17 protein-coding genes are annotated in these 17503 nt (G+C 67.7%); 13 read left to right on the plus strand and 4 right to left on the minus strand.

Annotation, left to right across the window (positions count from 1 at the left end):
- Positions 1-133: 133 nt before the first annotated feature.
- Positions 134-691: an inorganic diphosphatase gene (gene ppa / locus ACE3N9_RS04370; RefSeq protein WP_374281213.1), complete on the plus strand. Its 558-nt coding sequence runs from the start codon at positions 134-136 to the stop codon at positions 689-691.
- 42 nt (positions 692-733) lie between these two features.
- On the opposite strand, the gene ACE3N9_RS04375 is transcribed toward ppa, so the two are convergent.
- Together ACE3N9_RS04375 and ACE3N9_RS04380 are read right to left on the minus strand one after the other, a co-directional pair.
- The gene (locus tag ACE3N9_RS04375; RefSeq protein WP_374281215.1) at positions 734-2080 is read right to left on the minus strand and encodes a TldD/PmbA family protein; all 1347 of its coding nucleotides are present in this window, start codon (positions 2078-2080) and stop codon (positions 734-736) included.
- Between the two features lie 62 nt (positions 2081-2142).
- Entirely contained in the window at positions 2143-2526 is a 384-nt protein-coding gene (locus ACE3N9_RS04380; protein ID WP_374281217.1) for a hypothetical protein, read from the minus strand.
- 167 nt (positions 2527-2693) lie between these two features.
- Between ACE3N9_RS04380 and lptB the strand changes: the two genes are divergently transcribed.
- The 12 genes from lptB to speD all read left to right on the plus strand — a co-directional run bounded on the left by lptB (position 2694) and on the right by speD (position 14702).
- Positions 2694-3473: an LPS export ABC transporter ATP-binding protein gene (gene lptB / locus ACE3N9_RS04385; RefSeq protein WP_374281218.1), complete on the plus strand. Its 780-nt coding sequence runs from the start codon at positions 2694-2696 to the stop codon at positions 3471-3473.
- Positions 3474-3498: 25 nt separating this feature from the next.
- On the plus strand, positions 3499-4995 hold the full coding sequence (rpoN, locus tag ACE3N9_RS04390; protein WP_374281220.1) for an RNA polymerase factor sigma-54: 1497 nt from the start codon (positions 3499-3501) through the stop codon (positions 4993-4995).
- A gap of 42 nt (positions 4996-5037) precedes the next feature.
- Positions 5038-7062: an amidohydrolase family protein gene (locus ACE3N9_RS04395; protein WP_374281222.1), complete on the plus strand. Its 2025-nt coding sequence runs from the start codon at positions 5038-5040 to the stop codon at positions 7060-7062.
- 8 nt (positions 7063-7070) lie between these two features.
- A complete protein-coding gene (locus ACE3N9_RS04400; RefSeq protein ID WP_374281224.1) occupies positions 7071-7688 on the plus strand; it encodes a hypothetical protein in 618 nt (205 codons plus the stop codon).
- A gap of 85 nt (positions 7689-7773) precedes the next feature.
- Positions 7774-8772 (plus strand): SPFH domain-containing protein, encoded by a 999-nt coding sequence (locus ACE3N9_RS04405; RefSeq protein ID WP_374281226.1) that lies wholly within the window; start codon positions 7774-7776, stop codon positions 8770-8772.
- Positions 8773-8799: 27 nt separating this feature from the next.
- Positions 8800-9468 (plus strand): DUF4178 domain-containing protein, encoded by a 669-nt coding sequence (locus tag ACE3N9_RS04410; protein ID WP_374281228.1) that lies wholly within the window; start codon positions 8800-8802, stop codon positions 9466-9468.
- A complete protein-coding gene (locus ACE3N9_RS04415) occupies positions 9465-10805 on the plus strand; it encodes a DUF4178 domain-containing protein (protein ID WP_374281230.1) in 1341 nt (446 codons plus the stop codon). Before ACE3N9_RS04410 ends, ACE3N9_RS04415 begins: the two co-directional genes overlap by 4 nt.
- Positions 10806-10808: 3 nt before the next feature.
- Complete coding sequence (locus ACE3N9_RS04420; RefSeq protein WP_374281232.1) at positions 10809-10952, plus strand: hypothetical protein; 144 nt, start codon at positions 10809-10811, stop codon at positions 10950-10952.
- A 20-nt stretch (positions 10953-10972) separates the two neighbouring features.
- On the plus strand, positions 10973-11185 hold the full coding sequence (locus ACE3N9_RS04425) for a DUF350 domain-containing protein (RefSeq protein ID WP_374281234.1): 213 nt from the start codon (positions 10973-10975) through the stop codon (positions 11183-11185).
- Positions 11178-12728, plus strand: a complete 1551-nt coding sequence (locus tag ACE3N9_RS04430) for a polyamine aminopropyltransferase (protein ID WP_374281236.1) — start codon at positions 11178-11180, stop codon at positions 12726-12728. The genes ACE3N9_RS04425 and ACE3N9_RS04430 overlap by 8 nt, the downstream gene beginning before the upstream one ends.
- A complete protein-coding gene (locus tag ACE3N9_RS04435; RefSeq protein WP_374281238.1) occupies positions 12718-14340 on the plus strand; it encodes an NAD(P)-binding protein in 1623 nt (540 codons plus the stop codon). The genes ACE3N9_RS04430 and ACE3N9_RS04435 overlap by 11 nt, the downstream gene beginning before the upstream one ends.
- Positions 14337-14702: an adenosylmethionine decarboxylase gene (gene speD, locus ACE3N9_RS04440; protein WP_374281240.1), complete on the plus strand. Its 366-nt coding sequence runs from the start codon at positions 14337-14339 to the stop codon at positions 14700-14702. The genes ACE3N9_RS04435 and speD overlap by 4 nt, the downstream gene beginning before the upstream one ends.
- Positions 14703-14729: 27 nt before the next feature.
- Here speD and ACE3N9_RS04445 read toward each other — a convergent pair whose 3' ends face one another.
- The gene (locus ACE3N9_RS04445; RefSeq protein WP_374281242.1) at positions 14730-16595 is read right to left on the minus strand and encodes a bifunctional sugar phosphate isomerase/epimerase/4-hydroxyphenylpyruvate dioxygenase family protein; all 1866 of its coding nucleotides are present in this window, start codon (positions 16593-16595) and stop codon (positions 14730-14732) included.
- A gap of 447 nt (positions 16596-17042) precedes the next feature.
- Positions 17043-17503: helix-turn-helix domain-containing protein (locus ACE3N9_RS04450; RefSeq protein WP_374281244.1), on the minus strand; the 461-nt coding region annotated here is incomplete at its 5' end.

Here is a 17503-nt window from a genome sequence, read left to right on the forward strand (position 1 = left end):
TACCCTGTGGGTGGTTGGGCCGGGGGAGCGGGCTGGTGCTGCAAGCCAACCGCGGATGCGATTGGCGCACCAAAGAAAGAACCCGCAAAGGCGTGTTGCAGCGCAACATTATCGCCGCTAAGGCGATCCCACTATGCGTATCGACAAGATCCCCGTGGGCGATAACCCGCCCGAGAGCCTTAACGTCATCATCGAAGTGCCCGTCGGCGGCGAACCCGTGAAGTACGAGTTCGACAAGGAATCGGGCGCGCTGTTCGTGGACCGCATCCTGCACACGCCGATGCGTTATCCCGCCAACTACGGCTTCGTTCCGCACACCCTGTCGGACGATGGCGACCCGCTGGACGCGCTGGTGATCGCGCGCTCGCCGTTCGTCCCGGGCTGCGTCATCCGCGTCCGGCCGATCGGTGTGCTGAACCTGGAAGACGAGCACGGCGGCGATGAAAAGCTGATCTGCGTGCCGGTCGATTCGACCTTCCCGTATTATTCGGACGTGGGCGAACGCAAGGACCTGCCCTCGATCGTGCTGCAGCAGATCGAACACTTCTTCACCCACTACAAGGACCTGGAAGCTGAAAAGTGGGTCCGCATCGGCAAGTGGGGCGATGCCGACGATGCCAAGCGCATCGTGCTGGAATGCATCGAGCGCTACGAAGCAGACAAGGCCGCCAAGGCCGCTGCGGTTGACTGATAACCCTCGGGGAAGGCCAACCGGCCTTCCCCGGGTTTCCTGCTAATCCCCTGCCACCGTCATGCCGTCGACCCGGATCGTCGGCACGTTGACGCTGCGATACCATTCCAGGTCATTCGCCACGCTGAGGTGGGCGAACATGTCGAGCAGGTTGCCGGCCACGGTGAATTCCGCCACCGGCCCGGCCAGTTGCCCATCGACGATCCGGTAGCCCGACGCACCGCGGCTGTAATCGCCGGTCACGCCGTTCACGCCGTGGCCAATCAATTCCATGACATAGACGCCGTCCTTGATGTCGGACATCAATTCGGCCGGGGTCGCGCTGCCGGCGGACAGGTGCAGGTTGGTCGTGCCCACGCCCGGCGCGCCGCCGTGGCCGCGCACCGCGTGGCCGGTCGGCGCCAGGCCCAGTTGCCGGGCCGAGGCGCTGTCCATCAGCCAGCCGCCCAGCTTGCCATCGGCCACCAGCACGGTGCGCGCCGTGGGCAGCCCTTCCCCGTCGAACGCGCGCGAGGACAGTCCGCGCGGACGCAGCGGATCATCGACAATCTCGATCCCCGGCGCGAACAGCTGCGCGCCTTCCTTGCCCAGCAGGAAGCTGGCCCGGCGCGCGATCGAACTGCCCGACATCGCCCCGGTCAGGTGTCCGACCAGCGAACCGCCAACGCGCGGATCGAACACCACCGGCAGCGGCCCGCTCTTGAGCTTGCCGGGGTTCAGCCGCCGGACGGTGCGTTCGCCCGCCTCGCGGCCGATCTCGGCCGGGTCGGGCAGGTCCGCCAGGTGCCGGGCGCTGCGCCAGGCATAGTCGCGCTGCATGGCCGAACCTTCGCCCGCGACCACCGTGGCCGACAGGCCGTGCATTGCCCCTTCATAGGCCCCGGCAAAGCCGTGACTGGTGACGAGGGCAAAGACCCGCCGCGCCACGCTGGCATGGCCGCCTTCGCTGTTGGTCACCCCGGCCACGGCGCGCGCGGCATCTTCCGCCGCCAGCGCGCGTTCACGCAGGTCCTGCGGCGACAGCGCGGTGGCATCGGCAATGTCGAGATCAACGAACGGCCCGCTTGCCAGCCGGTCCTGCGGGGCAAGCCCGGCATACTGGTCTTCGGGCGTGGCGCGGGCCATGGCCACCGCGCGCTCGGCCAGTTCGGTCAGCGCCGCGTCCGACAGGTCGCTCGACCCGATCGAGGCCGAGCAGCGACCGACGAACACCCTGAGGTCAAGGTGCTCGCTTTCGGAGCGTTCGATGTCTTCCAGTTCGCCCAGCCGGACCGACACCCCTTCGGAAGATCCGCCCGCATAAACCGCATCGGCAGCATCGGCGCCGGCGCGGCGGGCAAGGTCGATCAGCGCGGCGGCGCGATCCTGGGCCTGTTGGGGCGTAAGCATGGGCGGTGAGCAACTCCGTAAGCGGGAGCTGCCGATCTAGGGATCAGCCCGGCATTGTGCAATCAGCCGATCGCCAGCGCCAGCAGCTTGAACAATGCGGTGACCATGAAGGGCAGGCCCACAGCCATCGCCCACAGCCAGCGCTGGTCGCGGCGGTAGTAGCTGACGAATTCGGGATCGGCCGCCTGCGCGTCCGACAGGCGCGCCCAGCGCCGTTCAAACCGACGGCAGGCCGGGATGATCGCGGCGACCAGCAGGACCAGCGCGAAATAGGGCAGGATCGACCCGCCCTGCCCGTGCAGCGCGCCCATCGTCACGAAGATCTGCAAGCCGGTATAGACCAGCAGGGCATAGGCGATATTGTCGCTCATCCGCTTGCGCCAGTCGAGCGGCTTGGCATTGGCCCGATTGTTGACGGCGGCGTTCCACACCTTGACCATCGGCATTCCCCTCTCGTTCCCCGGAGGCGGAGTAAATCACCGAAGGCGGCCCCTTGCAAGACTCGTTTACCATTGCCGTGCAATGCGGTTTATCGCCGGTCATGCACGAATCTTGCCAATTGGCACCGCAGGTGCTTGCCGACCGGACGGGGGGCGCATAAATGACGCAAGTGATGACCGAAACCGTTCAATCCGAGCGCTCCGGCGCCAGCGCCGCCCAGCCGATCCCGCAGGGCGGGCTGGAAGTGATCTCGATCGCCAAGAGCTATGACAAGCGCGCGGTGCTGACCGACATTTCGCTGTCGGTCGGCAAGGGCGAGGTGCTGGGCCTGCTTGGCCCCAACGGCGCGGGCAAGACCACTTGCTTCTATTCGATCATGGGGCTGGTGCGGCCCGACAGCGGCCGGATCCTGATGGACGGGGTCGATGTCACCCACCTGCCGATGTATCGCCGCGCAATCCTTGGCCTCGGCTACCTGCCGCAGGAAACCAGCATCTTTCGCGGCATGACGGTCGAACAGAACATCAATTGCGTGCTGGAACTGGTCGAACCCGATCCGGCCGTTCGCGCTGACGAGCTGGAACGCCTGCTGGGCGAATTCGGCCTGACCCGGCTGCGCACCAGCGCGGCCATGGCGCTGTCGGGCGGGGAACGCCGCCGCTGCGAAATCGCCCGCGCGCTGGCGGCCAAGCCGTCGATCATGCTGCTCGACGAACCCTTCGCCGGGATCGACCCCTTGTCGATCAGCGACATCCGCGACCTGGTGAAAGACCTGAAGCAGCGCGGCATCGGCGTGCTGATCACCGATCACAACGTGCGCGAAACGCTGGATATCGTGGACCGCGCCTGCATCATCTATGGCGGGCAGGTGCTGTTCGCCGGCAGCCCCGAAGCGCTGGTCGCGGACGAGAACGTGCGCCGCCTGTACTTGGGCGAAGGCTTCACGCTCTGATCGGGGCGGGTCGCGGAACGGATCAATGGCGCTGGGGCCTCGCCTCGACCTAAGGCAAAGCCAGTCGCTGGTAATGACGCCGCAATTGCAGCAGGCGATCAAGCTGCTGGCGCTGTCGAACCTCGAAATCGAAACCTTCATCGGCGAAGCGCTCGACGGCAACCCGCTGCTCGAACTGGGTGACGGCGCGCCCGCCGCACCCGACACCGTCCCGGACGAAATCGACGCGCGCCGCACCACGCTGGAAAGCTCGCCGGTCGATCAACTGGTTGCCGAAGGGCGCGCGGCGGACGACCGCCCGCTCGACATCGACGCCGCCGCGCTCGATACCGAGCGCGACACCGGTGATGGCGAGCGCGGCGATTGGGGTGCGGAACTACGCGGCCCGGCCGGCGAAGACGGCCCGGGGATCGACGAGCGCGGCGGCGGCGAGCCGAGCCTGGCCGAACACCTCGACAGCCAGATCGGTCCGGCGGCGCGCGATCCGGTGCAGGCCTTCATCGCCCGCCATATCGCCGGCCAGTTGGACGAGGCGGGCTATCTGCCGGTGCCTTTGCGCGAGATCGCGGCGGAACTGGGGGTCAGCGAGGACCTGACCGAGGACGGCCTGGCGCTGATCCAGTCGCTCGATCCCACCGGGGTCGGCGCGCGCGGCCTGGCAGAATGCCTGATCCTGCAAGCGAAAGAGGCGGACCGCTATGATCCGTGCATGGCCCGCCTGCTCGACAACCTCGACCTGCTGGCGCGCGGGGAACTGCCCCGGTTGAAGCGGATGTGCGGCGTTGACGACGAAGACTTCGCCGAGATGCTCGCCGAACTGCGCGGATACGATCCTAAACCAGGCTTGAGGTTTGGTTCGGGCGGGGGCGAGCCGGTAACGCCGGACATCCTGGTCACCCCGCGCAAGGACGGCGGCTGGGACGTCAGCATCAACCAGGCCACCCTGCCCCGCCTGATCGTCAACCGCAGCTACTATGTCGAAATGCGCCATGCCTGCGACGACAAGGCCGCGCGCGGCTGGCTGTCGGACAAGCTGGCCGATGCCAACTGGCTGGTGAAGGCGCTCGACCAGCGGCAGAAGACCATCCTGAAAGTGGCGAGCGAACTGGTGAAGCAGCAGGACGGGTTCTTCCGCCACGGCGTCTCGCAGCTCCGCCCGCTGACCCTGCGCCAGGTGGCCGAGGCGATTGCCATGCACGAAAGCACGGTCAGCCGGGTCACCAGCAACAAGTATCTGCACTGCGAGCGCGGCACCTTCGAGCTGAAATACTTCTTCACCAGCGGCGTCGGTTCGACCGATGGCGAAGGCGGCGCTTCCGCCGAAGCGGTAAAAGCCGCGATCAAGCAGTTGATTGACAACGAGGATCCCAAGGCGATCCTGTCGGACGACACGCTGGTCGATCTGCTCAAGGCGCGCGGCTTCGAACTCGCCCGCCGCACCGTGGCCAAGTACCGCGAGGCGATTGGCCTGGGCAGTTCGGTGCAGCGCCGCCGGCAAAAGGCACTGGCGGGGGTGCGATAATCGGCTAGGCTGCCCCCAAATCGCTTCCGGGGAGAACCTGCCATGAAATTCCGTCTGCTGGGCGCTGTCGCCCTGGCCGCCTGTGCCATGCCGCTGGCCGCCAAGCCCGTAACCTACCGCGTGGTCACCCAGGACACCGACATCGGCCACTACATCGTCGATACCGAGGGCGACCGGGTGACGGTGGACTATGACTTCAAGCAGAACGGACGCGGGCCGACGATCAAGGAAAGCCTGCGGCTGGACAAGGACGGCCGCCCGGTCGACTGGACGATCACCGGGCGCACCACGTTCGGCAACGCGGTGAACGAACGCTTCACCCGCACGGCGAAGGGCGCGCAATGGCGCGACCTGTCCGGCCCCGGCAAGATCGCGGGCAAGGACGCGCCGCGTTTCTATGCCGCGCAGAACGGCTCACCGCTGGACGTGTCGCTGCTCGCCAAGGCGCTGCTCGCCGCGCCGGACAAGAGGCTGCCGGTGGCCCCGGGCGGCACGGCCACGCTGCGCGAACGCGCGCGCGCCAGCTTTGACGGTCCCGATGGGCGGCTGGACGCGATCACTTACGAGCTGGGCGGACTGTCGCTTGCCCCGCTGTACATCACGCTGGACGGCAAGGGCGAGTTCTTCGCCTTTGCCACGCCCGATCTGATCATCGCCCGCGCGGGCTATGAAAAGGCCGCCGACAAGCCGCTGCGCGACTTGTCCGAACGGCTCGCCTCGGAACGGCTGGCGGGGCTGCAGAAGGACGGCGCGCACCGCTATGCCGGGCCGGTGCGGATCCGCAACGTCCGCCTGTTCGATCCGCGCGCCAAGGCGCTGACCGCGCCCAGCGACGTGGTGGTTGCCGGGCGCGCCATCGCCGAAGTGCTGCCAGCCGGCAGCAAGGCGACGGCGGGCGAAACGGTGATCGACGGGGCCGGCGGCACCTTGGTGCCGGGCATGTTCGAAATGCACGGCCACCTGGGCCAGGAAGACGCGCTGCTCAACGTCCTGGCCGGGATCACCTCGCTGCGCGACATGGGCAATGACAACGCCGTGCTCGACCAGTTGATCCATCGGATCGAGGCGGGCGAGGTGGCCGGCCCGCGCGTGGTGCGCAGCGGCTTCATCGAAGGCAAGAGCCAGTTCAGCGCGCGCAACGGGATTCTCGCCTCAAGCGAGGCCGAAGCGCTTGACGCGGTGCGCTGGTATGCGGCGCGCGGCTATTGGCAGGCCAAGCTGTACAATTCGATGGACCCGGCCTGGGCCCCGGCGGTGGTCGCCGAAGCGCACCGCCACGGGCTGCGCGTGGCCGGGCACGTGCCGGCCTTTTCCAGCGCCGACGCGATGATCGCCGCCGGGTTCGACGAGCTGACCCACGTCAACCAGCTGATGCTGGGCTGGGTGCTGCAACCCGGCGAGGATACCCGCACCCTGTTCCGCTTCACCGCGATGCGGCGCTTCCCCACGCTCGACATCAAGTCGGCCAAAGTCCAGGGCACGCTGGACGCGATGGCCGCCCGCAAGGTTGCGCATGAACCGACCATCGGCATCCACGAGCTGGGCCTGACCGCGCTGGACGGCCAGGCCAATCCCGGCGCGCTGGATTATATCGACCACATGCCGCCGTCCGAGCAGCGCCAGCTGAAGCAGGCGCTGTTCGGGGCCGATACCCCGCAGCAGCGCGCCGAATATGTCGCCGCCTATGGCAAGATCCTCGAAACGCTGACCGAGATGAACCGCAAGGGCATCCTGCTGATCCCGGGCACAGATACCGGCGGGGCCTTCACCTATCACCGCGAGCTGGAACTGTTCGGCAAGCTGGGGATGACCCCGGCCCAGGTGCTGTCGCGCGCCACGCTGGAAATGGCGCAGTACCTTGGCCAGGACCAGCAGCTCGGCTCGATCGAGCGCGGCAAGCTGGCCGACTTCTTCCTGATCCCCGGCGATCCGACCAAGGATCTCAAGGCGATCAAGGCGATCGGCATGGTGGTCAAGGACGGGACGGTCTATTTCCCGCCCGAAATCTATCCCAAGCTGGGCATCCGGCCCTTCGCTCCCGCCCCCAGGGTGGAGACCGCGAAGTGAGCGGCGGGATGATCTGGACGGCAGCGGCCGCGCTCTACCTGCTGTTCCGCCTGTGGTACGACAGCTGGCGCGGCCCGCTGACCAAGGCGGAGATCGACGCCTTCTTTGCGGCGGTGCAGGGCAAGTTCTCCGGCGGCAACGATCCGGCCGTGCTGCGCTCCTTCCTCGAGGCGGACGACGGCAAGGAATTCGTCATGCTCAACCTGGTCAAGGTCGAACAGGGCGTGGTCGCGGATCCGCACACGGGCGAACCCGTCCCCGGTCCCGAGATGATGCGGCGTTATTCCGATCCGTTCGTGCGCGCGCTGATCCGGCGCGGCGGGCATCCCGGCATGGTCGGGCGCAAGGTTGGCCCTTATGTCGATGCCTGGCAGGTCGAACCCGATCCGGGTTGGACCATCTTCGGGCTGATGCGCTATCGCAGCCGCCGCGACATGCTGGCGATGATCACCGATCCGCGCTTTGCCGATCACCACGCCTTCAAGCTGCTCGGCATCCCGACCACGTTCAGCTTTCCGACCCAGCGGCAGGTCTCGATCTATGCCGGCCCGCGCCTGACCGTGGCACTGGTTCTGGCGCTGGGCGCGGCGCTGGCGCATCTGGCGGTGCTGGCCGCAAGTGCCTGAAATATGGCAACGGCTTGTCCGGTTTTTATTGTATTACCCAAGCGATACACTATCCTCCGGGGCATGATCTCCGGCGGAGTGGACCATGTTTGATTTCCTGAAAAAGCAGTTCGTTGACGTCATCGAATGGCTGGAAGAACCGGGCCAGCTGGCCTGGCGGGTGCCGTTTGCCGATCACGAGATCCAGAACGGCGCGCAGTTGACCGTGCGCGAAGGGCAGATCGCTGCCTTCTTCAACGAAGGGCAACTGGCCGATTTCTTCGGCCCCGGGCTGCACACGCTGGACACGGCCAATCTGCCGGTGCTGACCAACCTGCTGAACTGGGACAAGGCGTTCAAATCGCCGTTCAAGTCGGACGTGGTGTTCTTCTCGATGCGCGAACAGGCCGGGCTGAAATGGGGCACCAGCCAGCCGGTCACCGTGCGCGACGCCGATCTGGGGCCGGTGCGGCTCCGCGCCTTTGGCACCTATTCCTTCAAGATCAACGAATTGCAGCCGTTTTCCCAGCGCATTCTGGGCACCACCGGCGAAGTCACCGCGCAGGCGCTCGAAGCGCAACTGCGTTCGGCCATCGTCACCGCCATCGCCGCCGCGCTGGGCGGCAGCGGCGTACCGTTCCTTGACCTGGCGGCGAACCAGCAGGCCATGTCAGACAAGATCAAGGCCGAAGTGGACAAGGCCTTTGCGGCCTGGGGCCTGTCGTGCCTGACCTTCTTCGTCGAAAGCGTGTCGCTGCCCGATGAAGTCCAGGCCCATCTCGACAAGGGCACTTCGATGCGGGCGATCGGCGATCTGGACAAGTACACCAAGTTCCAGGCCGCCGAAGCGCTGGAAAAGGCCGCCGGGCAGGATGGCGGCCTGGCCGCGATGGGCGCCGGGATGGCCGCCGCCGCCGCGATGGGCGGGGCCATGGCTCAGGGCCTGGGCACTGGCGGCAGCGCGGCTGCCAGCGCCGCGCCCGCCACCCCAGCCGAGGATCCCTTCGCGCTGATCGAAAAGCTGCACAAGCTGCTGACGATGGGCGCGCTGTCGCAGGCCGAATTCGACGCCAAGAAGGCCGAACTGCTGGGCCGGGTGAAGTAGGGCCGAAGGCGCCGGGGGACACGCGCGGTGAGCGAACTTTCCTGTCCGTCGTGCGGCGCCCCCGTGCCGGTGCGCAGCGCCGCGCTGCCTTATGTCACCTGCCCTTATTGCCAGACCCTGATCCGCCGCGAGGGCGAAGCGCTGAGCGCGATCGGCAAAAGCGCGGTGCTGCCGTTCGACGTGTCGCCGATCCAGCTCGGCACTGCCGGCAGCTTCGGCCCGGTGCGCTTCAGCGTGGCCGGACGGGTGCGCTGGGGGTGGGCCGACGGATCGTGGAACGAATGGCTGCTCGATTGCAGCGACGGCCAGCCGCGCTGGCTGGGCGAGGCGATGGGCAGCTTCATGCTGACCGAGGAACATCCCGAGTTACTCGAGCGCGCCGAACTGCACGGCTTTGCCGAAGGCGCCGCCCTGGCGCGCGGCACCCGGCTGACACTGGGGGACGAGGAGTTCGAGGCAAGCGACATCAAGACCGCGCAGTGCCTGGGCAGCGAGGGTGAACTGCCCCGCCCCACCCCGGCGGCAAGCGAACTGGTCAGCATCGACCTGCGCGGCAGCCGGGGCGGCGTGATCAGTCTGCAACGGGACGGCGCCGGCCCCAGCGCCTGGCTGGGCACGGCGTTGGACCTGGCCGCACTGCGCCCCACTGGCCTGCGCCAGCTGGACGGCTGGACCATCCCGGTGGGCCTGCGATGAACGCGGCGCGCGCCATCACCTGCCCCAATTGCGGGGGGACCATCGCGGTCAAGGCGGCGGGCTATTCCGTGTCGGTCGGCTGCCAGCACTGCGGCGCGCTGCTGGATGTTGCCCACCCGGACGTGGCGGTAATTGAACAGTACGAAGGCGCGATGCAGGACCTGCCGATCCCGCTGGGGCGGCGCGGCACCTTGCTGGACACCGAATGGGAAGCGATCGGCGCGCTGGCGCGCAGCGACGGCGATGTGGACTGGACCGAAACGCTGCTGTTCAACCCCTATGCCGGCTATCGCTGGCTGGTGCTGAGCGAAGGCGAATGGACCTTTGGCACCATGCTGATCGACCGCCCCACCGGCAGCGGCGGCGCGGCGCTGTGGCGCGGCGCGCGCTATACGCAGGACTATGATCCGGCGCCGACCACCACCACCCGCGTGATCGGCGAATTCTACTGGCGGGTCCGCGCCGGGGATGAAGTGAGCGCGGCCACATACAGCCACGGCGATGAACTGCTGTCGGCTGAATGGAGCGCCGACGAAGTCAACTGGACCCACCTGGTGCCGGTGCCCGGCGACACGGTGAAGCAGGCTTTCCGCCTTGCCCCGCCCGCCGGCAGCGGCCCGCGCCCGGCGTTTGGCCGGCGCGGCGTGCAGGGCCTGACCGCGACCGCCGCGCCCAGCGACGATGGCCTGGCCGCCCGCCTGGGCGAAGCCTATGACGCGGCCGAGGGCATGGCCTGGTCGGACCTGCCGCGCATGTTCGCTCTCGCCCTCGCAACGCTGCTGCTCTCGCTGCTGGCGATGATCGCGCTGGGCTGGACCACGGCCAGCGTCAACGCCGAAACGCAACTCGTGGTCGGCGGACCGGAAGTGAGCGTGCCGGTGGGCCGGATCACGATCAACCGGCCCTACCAGGCGGTATCGATCGCTGCGCGCGCCGACCCGTTCGAGAACCGCTGGATCGACATCGACTATACCTTGGTCGACCGGGCCACCCAGCGCGGCTACACCGCCTATGGCGTGGTCGAACATTACACCGGGCGCGACAGCGACGGGACCTGGAGCGAGGGCAGCCATTCCACCACCACCCGCTTTTCCAGCGTGCCGCGCGGCAGCTATGACGTGGTCGCCCAGCTCAAGGCCAATGCCTGGGGCGGATCGAGCTTTACCCCTGCGGCCACAAGCGGTTCGGCCTGGGCCAGCGACGAACGCATCCGCGTGAAGCTGACCGCCAGCGCCGGCGGGATCATGTGGGGCAACCTGTGGCTGGAACTGGCGCTGCTGCTGGGCGTGCCGCTGCTGATCCTGTGGTGGCGGCACAACAACGATGATGATGATTGACCGATGAGCAAACGCCTGATCCTGTTCGCCGCCTGGTGCCTGATGGTCTTTTCGGGATCGGTCGCGGCGGCCTGGTACGGCTGGTCGCCGTTTTCCGACGAAGCCCGCGGCGGCGGCGCGGGCGTGCGCGGTCCGACCCACAAATGACATTTCCCAGGGAGCAAGCCATGATGCTGACCACCGACACTTTCCTTGCCACCATGCTCTATGCCGGGCTGGGCATCGCGATCTTCATCATCAGCTTCGTGCTGGTTGACCGGCTGACTCCGGGCGAGCTGTGGCGCGAGATCATCGAGCGGCAGAACAACGCCGTGGCGATCCTGGCCGGGGCCGTGGCGATCGGCATTTCCACGATCATCGCTGCCGCCGTGCATGGCTGAAGCACCCCCGGCGGGCACGCCGGACGAGCCGCCCGCCCCGGCCTCGCTGGCCGCAATCCTGCTGCTGTCCGTGCTGGTGGTCGCCACCTGCGGGCTGATCTACGAATTGCTGGCGGGCACGCTGGCCAGCTATTTGCTGGGCGACAGCGTCACCCAGTTTTCAACCGTGATCGGCGCCTATCTGTTCGCCATGGGGATGGGCAGCTGGCTGTCGCGCTATGTCCGCGGCGACGAGATGCGCGTGTTCGTGCGGGTCGAAGTGCTGATCGCGCTGCTCGGCGGCTGGTCGGCCGCCGGGCTGTTCCTGCTGTTCCCGCTGGTCGCGGACTTCCGCTTCGCGCTCTATGCCCTGGTCCTGGCGATCGGGGCGATGGTCGGCCTGGAAATCCCGCTGCTGATCCGCATCCTCCAGCACCGCTTCGCCTTTCGCGAGCTCGTGTCGAACGTGCTGACTTTCGACTATGTCGGCGCGCTGGTCGCCTCGGTCCTGTTCCCGCTGCTGCTGGTGCCCCGGCTGGGGATGATCCGCACCGGGTTCGTCTTTGGCCTGGCCAATGTCGCGGTGGCGATCGCGCTGTTGGTGGTGCTGGGCCGCGCCCGCCGCAAGGTCGCGGCCGATCTGGTCGCCGCGCTGCTGGTCGCCGCCAGCCTGGTGGCCGGGCTGGTCATGGCCGAACGGCTGCAACGCTGGTCGGAAGTGGCCGCCTATGCCGAACCGATCGTCTACGCCCGCTCCACCCCGTACCAGCGGATCGTGCTGACTCGGCGCGGGGATGATCTCAGGCTCTATCTCAACGGCAACCTGCAATTCTCCTCGCGCGATGAATACCGCTATCACGAGGCGCTGGTCTGGCCGGCGCTGGGCCGGGTGGCCAATCCGGCCCGGGTGCTGGTGCTGGGCGGCGGCGATGGCCTGGCCGCGCGCGAAGTGCTGCGCGATCCGCGCGTGCGGCAGGTGACGCTGGTCGATCTTGACCCGGAAATGACCCGGCTGTTCCGCGACACGCCGCAGCTTGCCGCGCTTAACGGCCATGCCCTCGCCTCGCCCCGGCTGCGGGTGGAAAACGCCGACGCGTTCCGCTGGGTGCGCGGCGCGGCGGGCCAGTACGACGCGGTGATCGTGGACTTTCCCGATCCGACCGAATTCTCGCTCGGCAAGCTCTATACCGAGAACTTCTACCGCGAGGTCGCGCGGCTGCTCGCCCCGAACGGGGTGATGACGGTGCAGAGCACGTCCCCGCTGATCGCCCCGCGCAGCTTCTGGACCGTGGCCAGCACGCTGGAAGCCGCCGGGCTGACCGCGCGCGGCTATCACGCCTATGTCCCCAGCTTTGGCGAATGGGGCTTTACCATGGCCGCGCACGGCGCAATTCCGGCGCAGGCGACGATCCCGCCGGGCTTGCGGTTCCTGACCCAGGCCAGTGAGCCGCTGCTGTTCCACTTCCCCCCCGACATGGCCCGCCGCCCCGCCCCGGTGAACCGGCTCGACAACCAGGCGCTGGTGCGCAGCTTTGCCGAGGAGTGGGGCCGCTATGACGGTTGAGGCCAGCCGCCGCGCGGTGCTGGCGGCGGGTCCGGCGCTGGCCGCCGCCGCGCTGCTGCCGGGCGGATGCAGCGGCCCCACCCCGTTTCCCGGCACGCTTGGCGGGGCGGACATGGCGCGCGGCCACCGCCTGCGCACCCGCGCCTTTCCCCCGCCCACCGCGCCAGATGACCGCGCCGGCGTGGTGATCGCCGGGGGCGGCGTGGCCGGCCTGTCCGCCGCCTGGGCGCTCAGCGAAGCCGGCTACACCGATTTCGTGCTGTACGAGTTGGAGGACGAGACTGGCGGCAACGCCCGGTCGGGCCGCAACGCGGTATCCCCCTATCCGCTGGGCGCGCATTACCTGCCCGTCCCCAACCGCGAGGCGCGCGCGCTGCACCGCATGCTGGACCAGTTCGGCATGGTCACCGGGCGCGACGGGGCGGGCGCCCCCCGATTCGATCCGCTGCAACTGTGCGCCGATCTGGAAGAGCGCGTGCTGCGCGGCGGCAAGTGGCACGAAGGGCTGTTTCCCGCCGCCGGCCTGCCCCCTGAGGACCTGCGCCAGCGCGATGCCTTCTTCGCCCGCATGGCCGAATTTCGCGCCGCGACGGGCAGCGATGGCCGCCCCGCCTTTGCCAGCCCGATGGCGCTGTCCAGCCGCGATCCGCGCTTCGCAGCGCTCGACGGGCAAAGCTTTGCCGCCTGGCTGGCGGCGCAAGGGTTCACCGCGCCCGCCCTGCTCGCCCACCTGCGCTATTGCTGCCGCGACGATTACGGGACCGAGCCGGACCAGGTTTCCGCCTGGGCGGGGATCCACTATTTCGCGGCGCGGCGCGGCTGGGCAGCGGATGGCGCCGGGGACCGGGAACTGACCTGGCCCGAAGGCAACGGCCGCCTCGTGCAGCTGCTGCGCGAACGGCTGGCGGCCCACTTGCGCCCGGCCAGCCCCGTATTCGCCGCCCGGCCGGATGCAGGCGGCGTGATCGTCGACCGGTTCGACATCGCCAGCGGCCAGTCGCGCCGCACCCGCGCCGCGCTGGCGATCCTGGCCATGCCGCACTTCGTGGCCAGCCGCATTGCCCCCCTGCCCGGCCCGGCCGGCCAGTTCAGCTATGCGCCCTGGGTGGTCGCCAATGTCACGGTCAGCCGCCGCCCCGCCGGGCCCGGTGCGCCACTGGCCTGGGACAATGTCTCCACCGGCAGCGAATCGCTGGGCTACGTCATGGCCACGCACCAGTCCTCAAGCGCGGGCCAGGGCCCCGCCGTGCTGACCTGGTATCTGCCGCTGTCGCGCGAAACCCCGCGCGCCGCGCGCGAGGCGCTGCTGGCCCGCACGCTGGGCGAATGGCAGGCGCTGGTGCGCGACGATCTGCTGACGATGAACCCGGACCTGGACGGCGCGATCGAGCGGATCGACCTGTGGCGCTGGGGCCATGCGATGATCCGCCCGGTGCCGGGGTTCCTGTCGGACCCTGCCCGCCAGGCCGCCACCGCGCTGACGCCGCCGCTGCTGCTCGCCCATTCCGACCTGTCGGGCCTGTCACTGTTCGAGGAGGCGCACTACCGCGGCGTCGCCGCTGCCGAAGCCGCCTTGCGCGCACTGGGCCATTCGTTCACGAGCCTGCTGTGACCCCGCCCGCCCCCGCCCTGCCCCACGGCATCCACCTGATCGCCGACCTGGCCGCCAGCCGGGGGCTGGACGATCCCGCCTTTGTCGAAGCCGCTCTACGCGAAGCGGCAGCGGCGGCGCGGGTGACGCTGCTGGGCCTCAACCTGCATCACTTCGGCGCGGCCTTCGGGGTGACCGGGGTGGCCTTGCTGGCCGAATCCCACATCTCGATCCACACCTGGCCCGAACACGGCCTGGCCGCGATCGACATCTTCACTTGCGGGGCCGACGCCCGCCCCGACGCCGCACTGGACGCGCTGGTGGACCGGTTCGCGGCAAAGGTGCAGCGGCTGGAACGGATCGAACGGCTCGGCCAGGCCTGATCGGGCAGGCCCGCCCGGCCAGGATCGTCAGACCCCGGCCGGATCGCGGTGGCGCGCCTGCGCGCTGAGCCGGATCGCGGCATTGCCCGCGCCATAGGCGTCATAGCCGCGCCGCTGGACCACTTCGAAGAACACCCGCTTGGCCACCGCCCGGCTATAGAACTGGAAGTATTCGCCCCGCTCATCCCGGTCATACAGGATGTTGAGCCGCGCCATCCGCGCGACCAGGTCCGCGTCCAGACCAAAGCGCGCTTCGATATCGGCGTAATAGTTCGGCCCGATTTCCAGCATCGGCAGCCCTGCCGCCTGCGCCCGCTCGGCCGCGCCGAACACATCGTCCGTGGCAAAGGCGATGTGCTGCACGCCCGCGCCGAAATAGTTGTGAATGAAGCGGGTCGAAAGCGAATTGGCCGCCATCGACCCGTTCAGGGTAAAGCGCACCCCCCGCCCCGGAGTTTCGACCGCCTGGCTGTAGACGATCCCCATCGGGTCGGCGATTTCCAGCTGCGGCGTCTTGGTCATCGCGAACAGCGCCGTGTAGAACAGCAGCCAGCTGAGGAATTCCTCGTACTGCATGGTCTGCGCCACATGATCGACCACGCGAAGGTCGGCGCGCGGGGTCGGCGCGCCGGGCACGGGCAGGGGAAATTCTTCCTGCCACATCGCCTCGCGCGTGGCCGCATCGACGAGGTAGAGCAGCGCCCCGCCGATCCCGCGCACGGCCGGTATCGCCCATTCGTCCGGTGCCACGGCCTGGGCAAAGCGCTGCATGTCGAGCGCATCGGCCCGGTCCAGCACGGCCTGCTGGTCATCCACCGCCAGCCCGATCGCGCAGACCGAGCCGCCGTGGACGATGTCGAAACTGTGGGCCAGCCCTTCGGGTTCGGAATTGATCACCAGGTTGATCGCGCCCTGCTGCCAGCGCACCACGTCCTTGCTGCGGTGCCGCCCGGCCGGGGCAAAGCCCAGCGCCTGGAAATAGCGGCCGAACTCCTCCGCCTCGGCATGGCTGGCGGCAAATTCGATGAATTCGACCCGCTCCGGCTCGCACGGCGGAGCCAGCTCTGCGGGCGCGCCGCCCGCCCGAACCGCGCTGTCGTGCAGCACCTTCAGTCCGCGCAGCCCATCGCGCGCAACCTGGCTTGACGATCCGGCGCGGAACCGATCGTTGAAGATTTCCAGGCTCCAGTAGCCCTGATAGCCCGTGCGGTGGATCGCGGCGGCGTATTCCTCCAGCGCAAAATCGCCCTGGCCGGGCATGCAGCGGAAATGGCGGCTCCAGTTGAGCAAGTCCATGTCCAGCCGCGGCGCATCGGCCAATTGCAGCATGAACAGCTTGTCGCCGCGAATGTCCCCGATCGAGGACGAAGGCACGCCGCGCGCCAGCGAGTGAAAGCTGTCGAGGCACAGCCCCAGCGCGGGATGATCGACATCACGGACCAAGGCCCAGGCTTCGCGGTGATCGTTGACGTGCGGCGCCCAGGCCAGCGCTTCATAAGCGATCCGCTTGCCATGGGCGGCGGCCAGTTCGGCGATCCGCCCCAGGTCGTCCACCAGCCGCGCCCGCTCGCCGCTGGCCAGGGGCGAGCAGTTCGAGCACAATAGCACCAGGTCGGTGCCCAATTCGTCCATCACCGCAAACTTGCGGCGCATCCGTTCAAGCGCCCGCTGCGACAGATCGTCCGGCAGGCCCTCAAAATCGCGGAACGGCTGGAAGATCGAAATCACCAGCCCCAGATCGCGCGCCAAAGTCCCGATCTCTGCGGCGGATTGGGCCGCGGACAGCAGGTCGTTCTCGAAGATCTCGGCCGCATCGAACCCGCGTTCGGCAATACTGACCAGCTTTTCGGCCAGAGTGCCGCTGAGCGAAACGGTGGCGATCGAACTTTTCATCAGGCTGGTCCTGTTCCCCAGTGGCGCCGCTTCTGGCGCCGCTTCTGGCGCCGCTTCCACGCCATAGCCCCCTGCACCCGCCCCGCAAAGCGCAGTGCGCTGACCAGCGCCGGAAAGCACCGAAAAGTCTGCATGCTGCGGGCCCTTGGCCCTGCCGGGCGGTCTATCGCCCCTGACAAATTTCGGAAAATGGTGCCCAGAAGAGGACGACAAAGTAATACTCAAGTATTTGAAATACTTGGTAGATATCAATTTCGAAGATTGAAATGCCACTTGCCGTGCCCCCAAGTCACATTTGCAGTAAAGATTTGGGTCTCTGGGCGATGTTTCAGGCACATTCATTTTGTAGCATAGAGTATCTGCTTGTTGCAAGATTTTTGAAGGAATTTATTCAAGTTCTACTGTTTTTTCGGCTTGCCTTTCGGGTCCGTGCTGCCGCCAAGTTCCTCAGAAATCGAGTTCGTCGCTTCGGACGGCATGTGTGGCCTTGGGTAGCCGAGCAAGGTCTGCGCTTATGCCCGCGAGGTCCGTGTCGGGGGCAAGAAGCTCGGCCAAACGCTTTGTCATACCCAACACGTGGAGGGCACTCGCGAGAACTGCGAGCCCCACCGTTGGATCGCCACTCTCCAGGCGCTGAAGCGTCTGCACCGAAACAAGCATGTGCTCGGCCATTTGTCTTTGCGGCAGTTTTCGGCGGCGGCGAGCAATTGAAATGTCCTTGCCCAGCTGCGCAATCGCGCGCTGGCTTTGGGGCGGCAGACCGCTAACAACTTGGTCTGAGTGGTCTGAGCCCGTGGATTTCCTCCAGGTTTGAGTAGAGTCCGGCCCGTGAAGGAGTTGGATGGATATGAAGCGGAGCAGGTTCAGCGAGGAGCAGATCATCGCGGTGTTGAAGGAGCAGGAGGCCG

Source organism: Novosphingobium sp., from assembly GCF_041905565.1.
Lineage (GTDB): Bacteria > Pseudomonadota > Alphaproteobacteria > Sphingomonadales > Sphingomonadaceae > Novosphingobium.

Coding starts and splice junctions, on each gene's coding strand:
- ppa (WP_374281213.1), top strand. CDS start 134: ATGCGTATCGACAAGATCCCCGTGGGCGATAACCCGCCCGAGAGCCTT.
- ACE3N9_RS04375 (WP_374281215.1), bottom strand. CDS start 2,080: ATGCTTACGCCCCAACAGGCCCAGGATCGCGCCGCCGCGCTGATCGAC.
- ACE3N9_RS04380 (WP_374281217.1), bottom strand. CDS start 2,526: ATGCCGATGGTCAAGGTGTGGAACGCCGCCGTCAACAATCGGGCCAAT.
- lptB (WP_374281218.1), top strand. CDS start 2,694: ATGACCGAAACCGTTCAATCCGAGCGCTCCGGCGCCAGCGCCGCCCAG.
- rpoN (WP_374281220.1), top strand. CDS start 3,499: ATGGCGCTGGGGCCTCGCCTCGACCTAAGGCAAAGCCAGTCGCTGGTA.
- ACE3N9_RS04395 (WP_374281222.1), top strand. CDS start 5,038: ATGAAATTCCGTCTGCTGGGCGCTGTCGCCCTGGCCGCCTGTGCCATG.
- ACE3N9_RS04400 (WP_374281224.1), top strand. CDS start 7,071: ATGATCTGGACGGCAGCGGCCGCGCTCTACCTGCTGTTCCGCCTGTGG.
- ACE3N9_RS04405 (WP_374281226.1), top strand. CDS start 7,774: ATGTTTGATTTCCTGAAAAAGCAGTTCGTTGACGTCATCGAATGGCTG.
- ACE3N9_RS04415 (WP_374281230.1), top strand. CDS start 9,465: ATGAACGCGGCGCGCGCCATCACCTGCCCCAATTGCGGGGGGACCATC.
- ACE3N9_RS04420 (WP_374281232.1), top strand. CDS start 10,809: ATGAGCAAACGCCTGATCCTGTTCGCCGCCTGGTGCCTGATGGTCTTT.
- ACE3N9_RS04425 (WP_374281234.1), top strand. CDS start 10,973: ATGATGCTGACCACCGACACTTTCCTTGCCACCATGCTCTATGCCGGG.
- ACE3N9_RS04430 (WP_374281236.1), top strand. CDS start 11,178: ATGGCTGAAGCACCCCCGGCGGGCACGCCGGACGAGCCGCCCGCCCCG.
- ACE3N9_RS04435 (WP_374281238.1), top strand. CDS start 12,718: ATGACGGTTGAGGCCAGCCGCCGCGCGGTGCTGGCGGCGGGTCCGGCG.
- ACE3N9_RS04445 (WP_374281242.1), bottom strand. CDS start 16,595: ATGAAAAGTTCGATCGCCACCGTTTCGCTCAGCGGCACTCTGGCCGAA.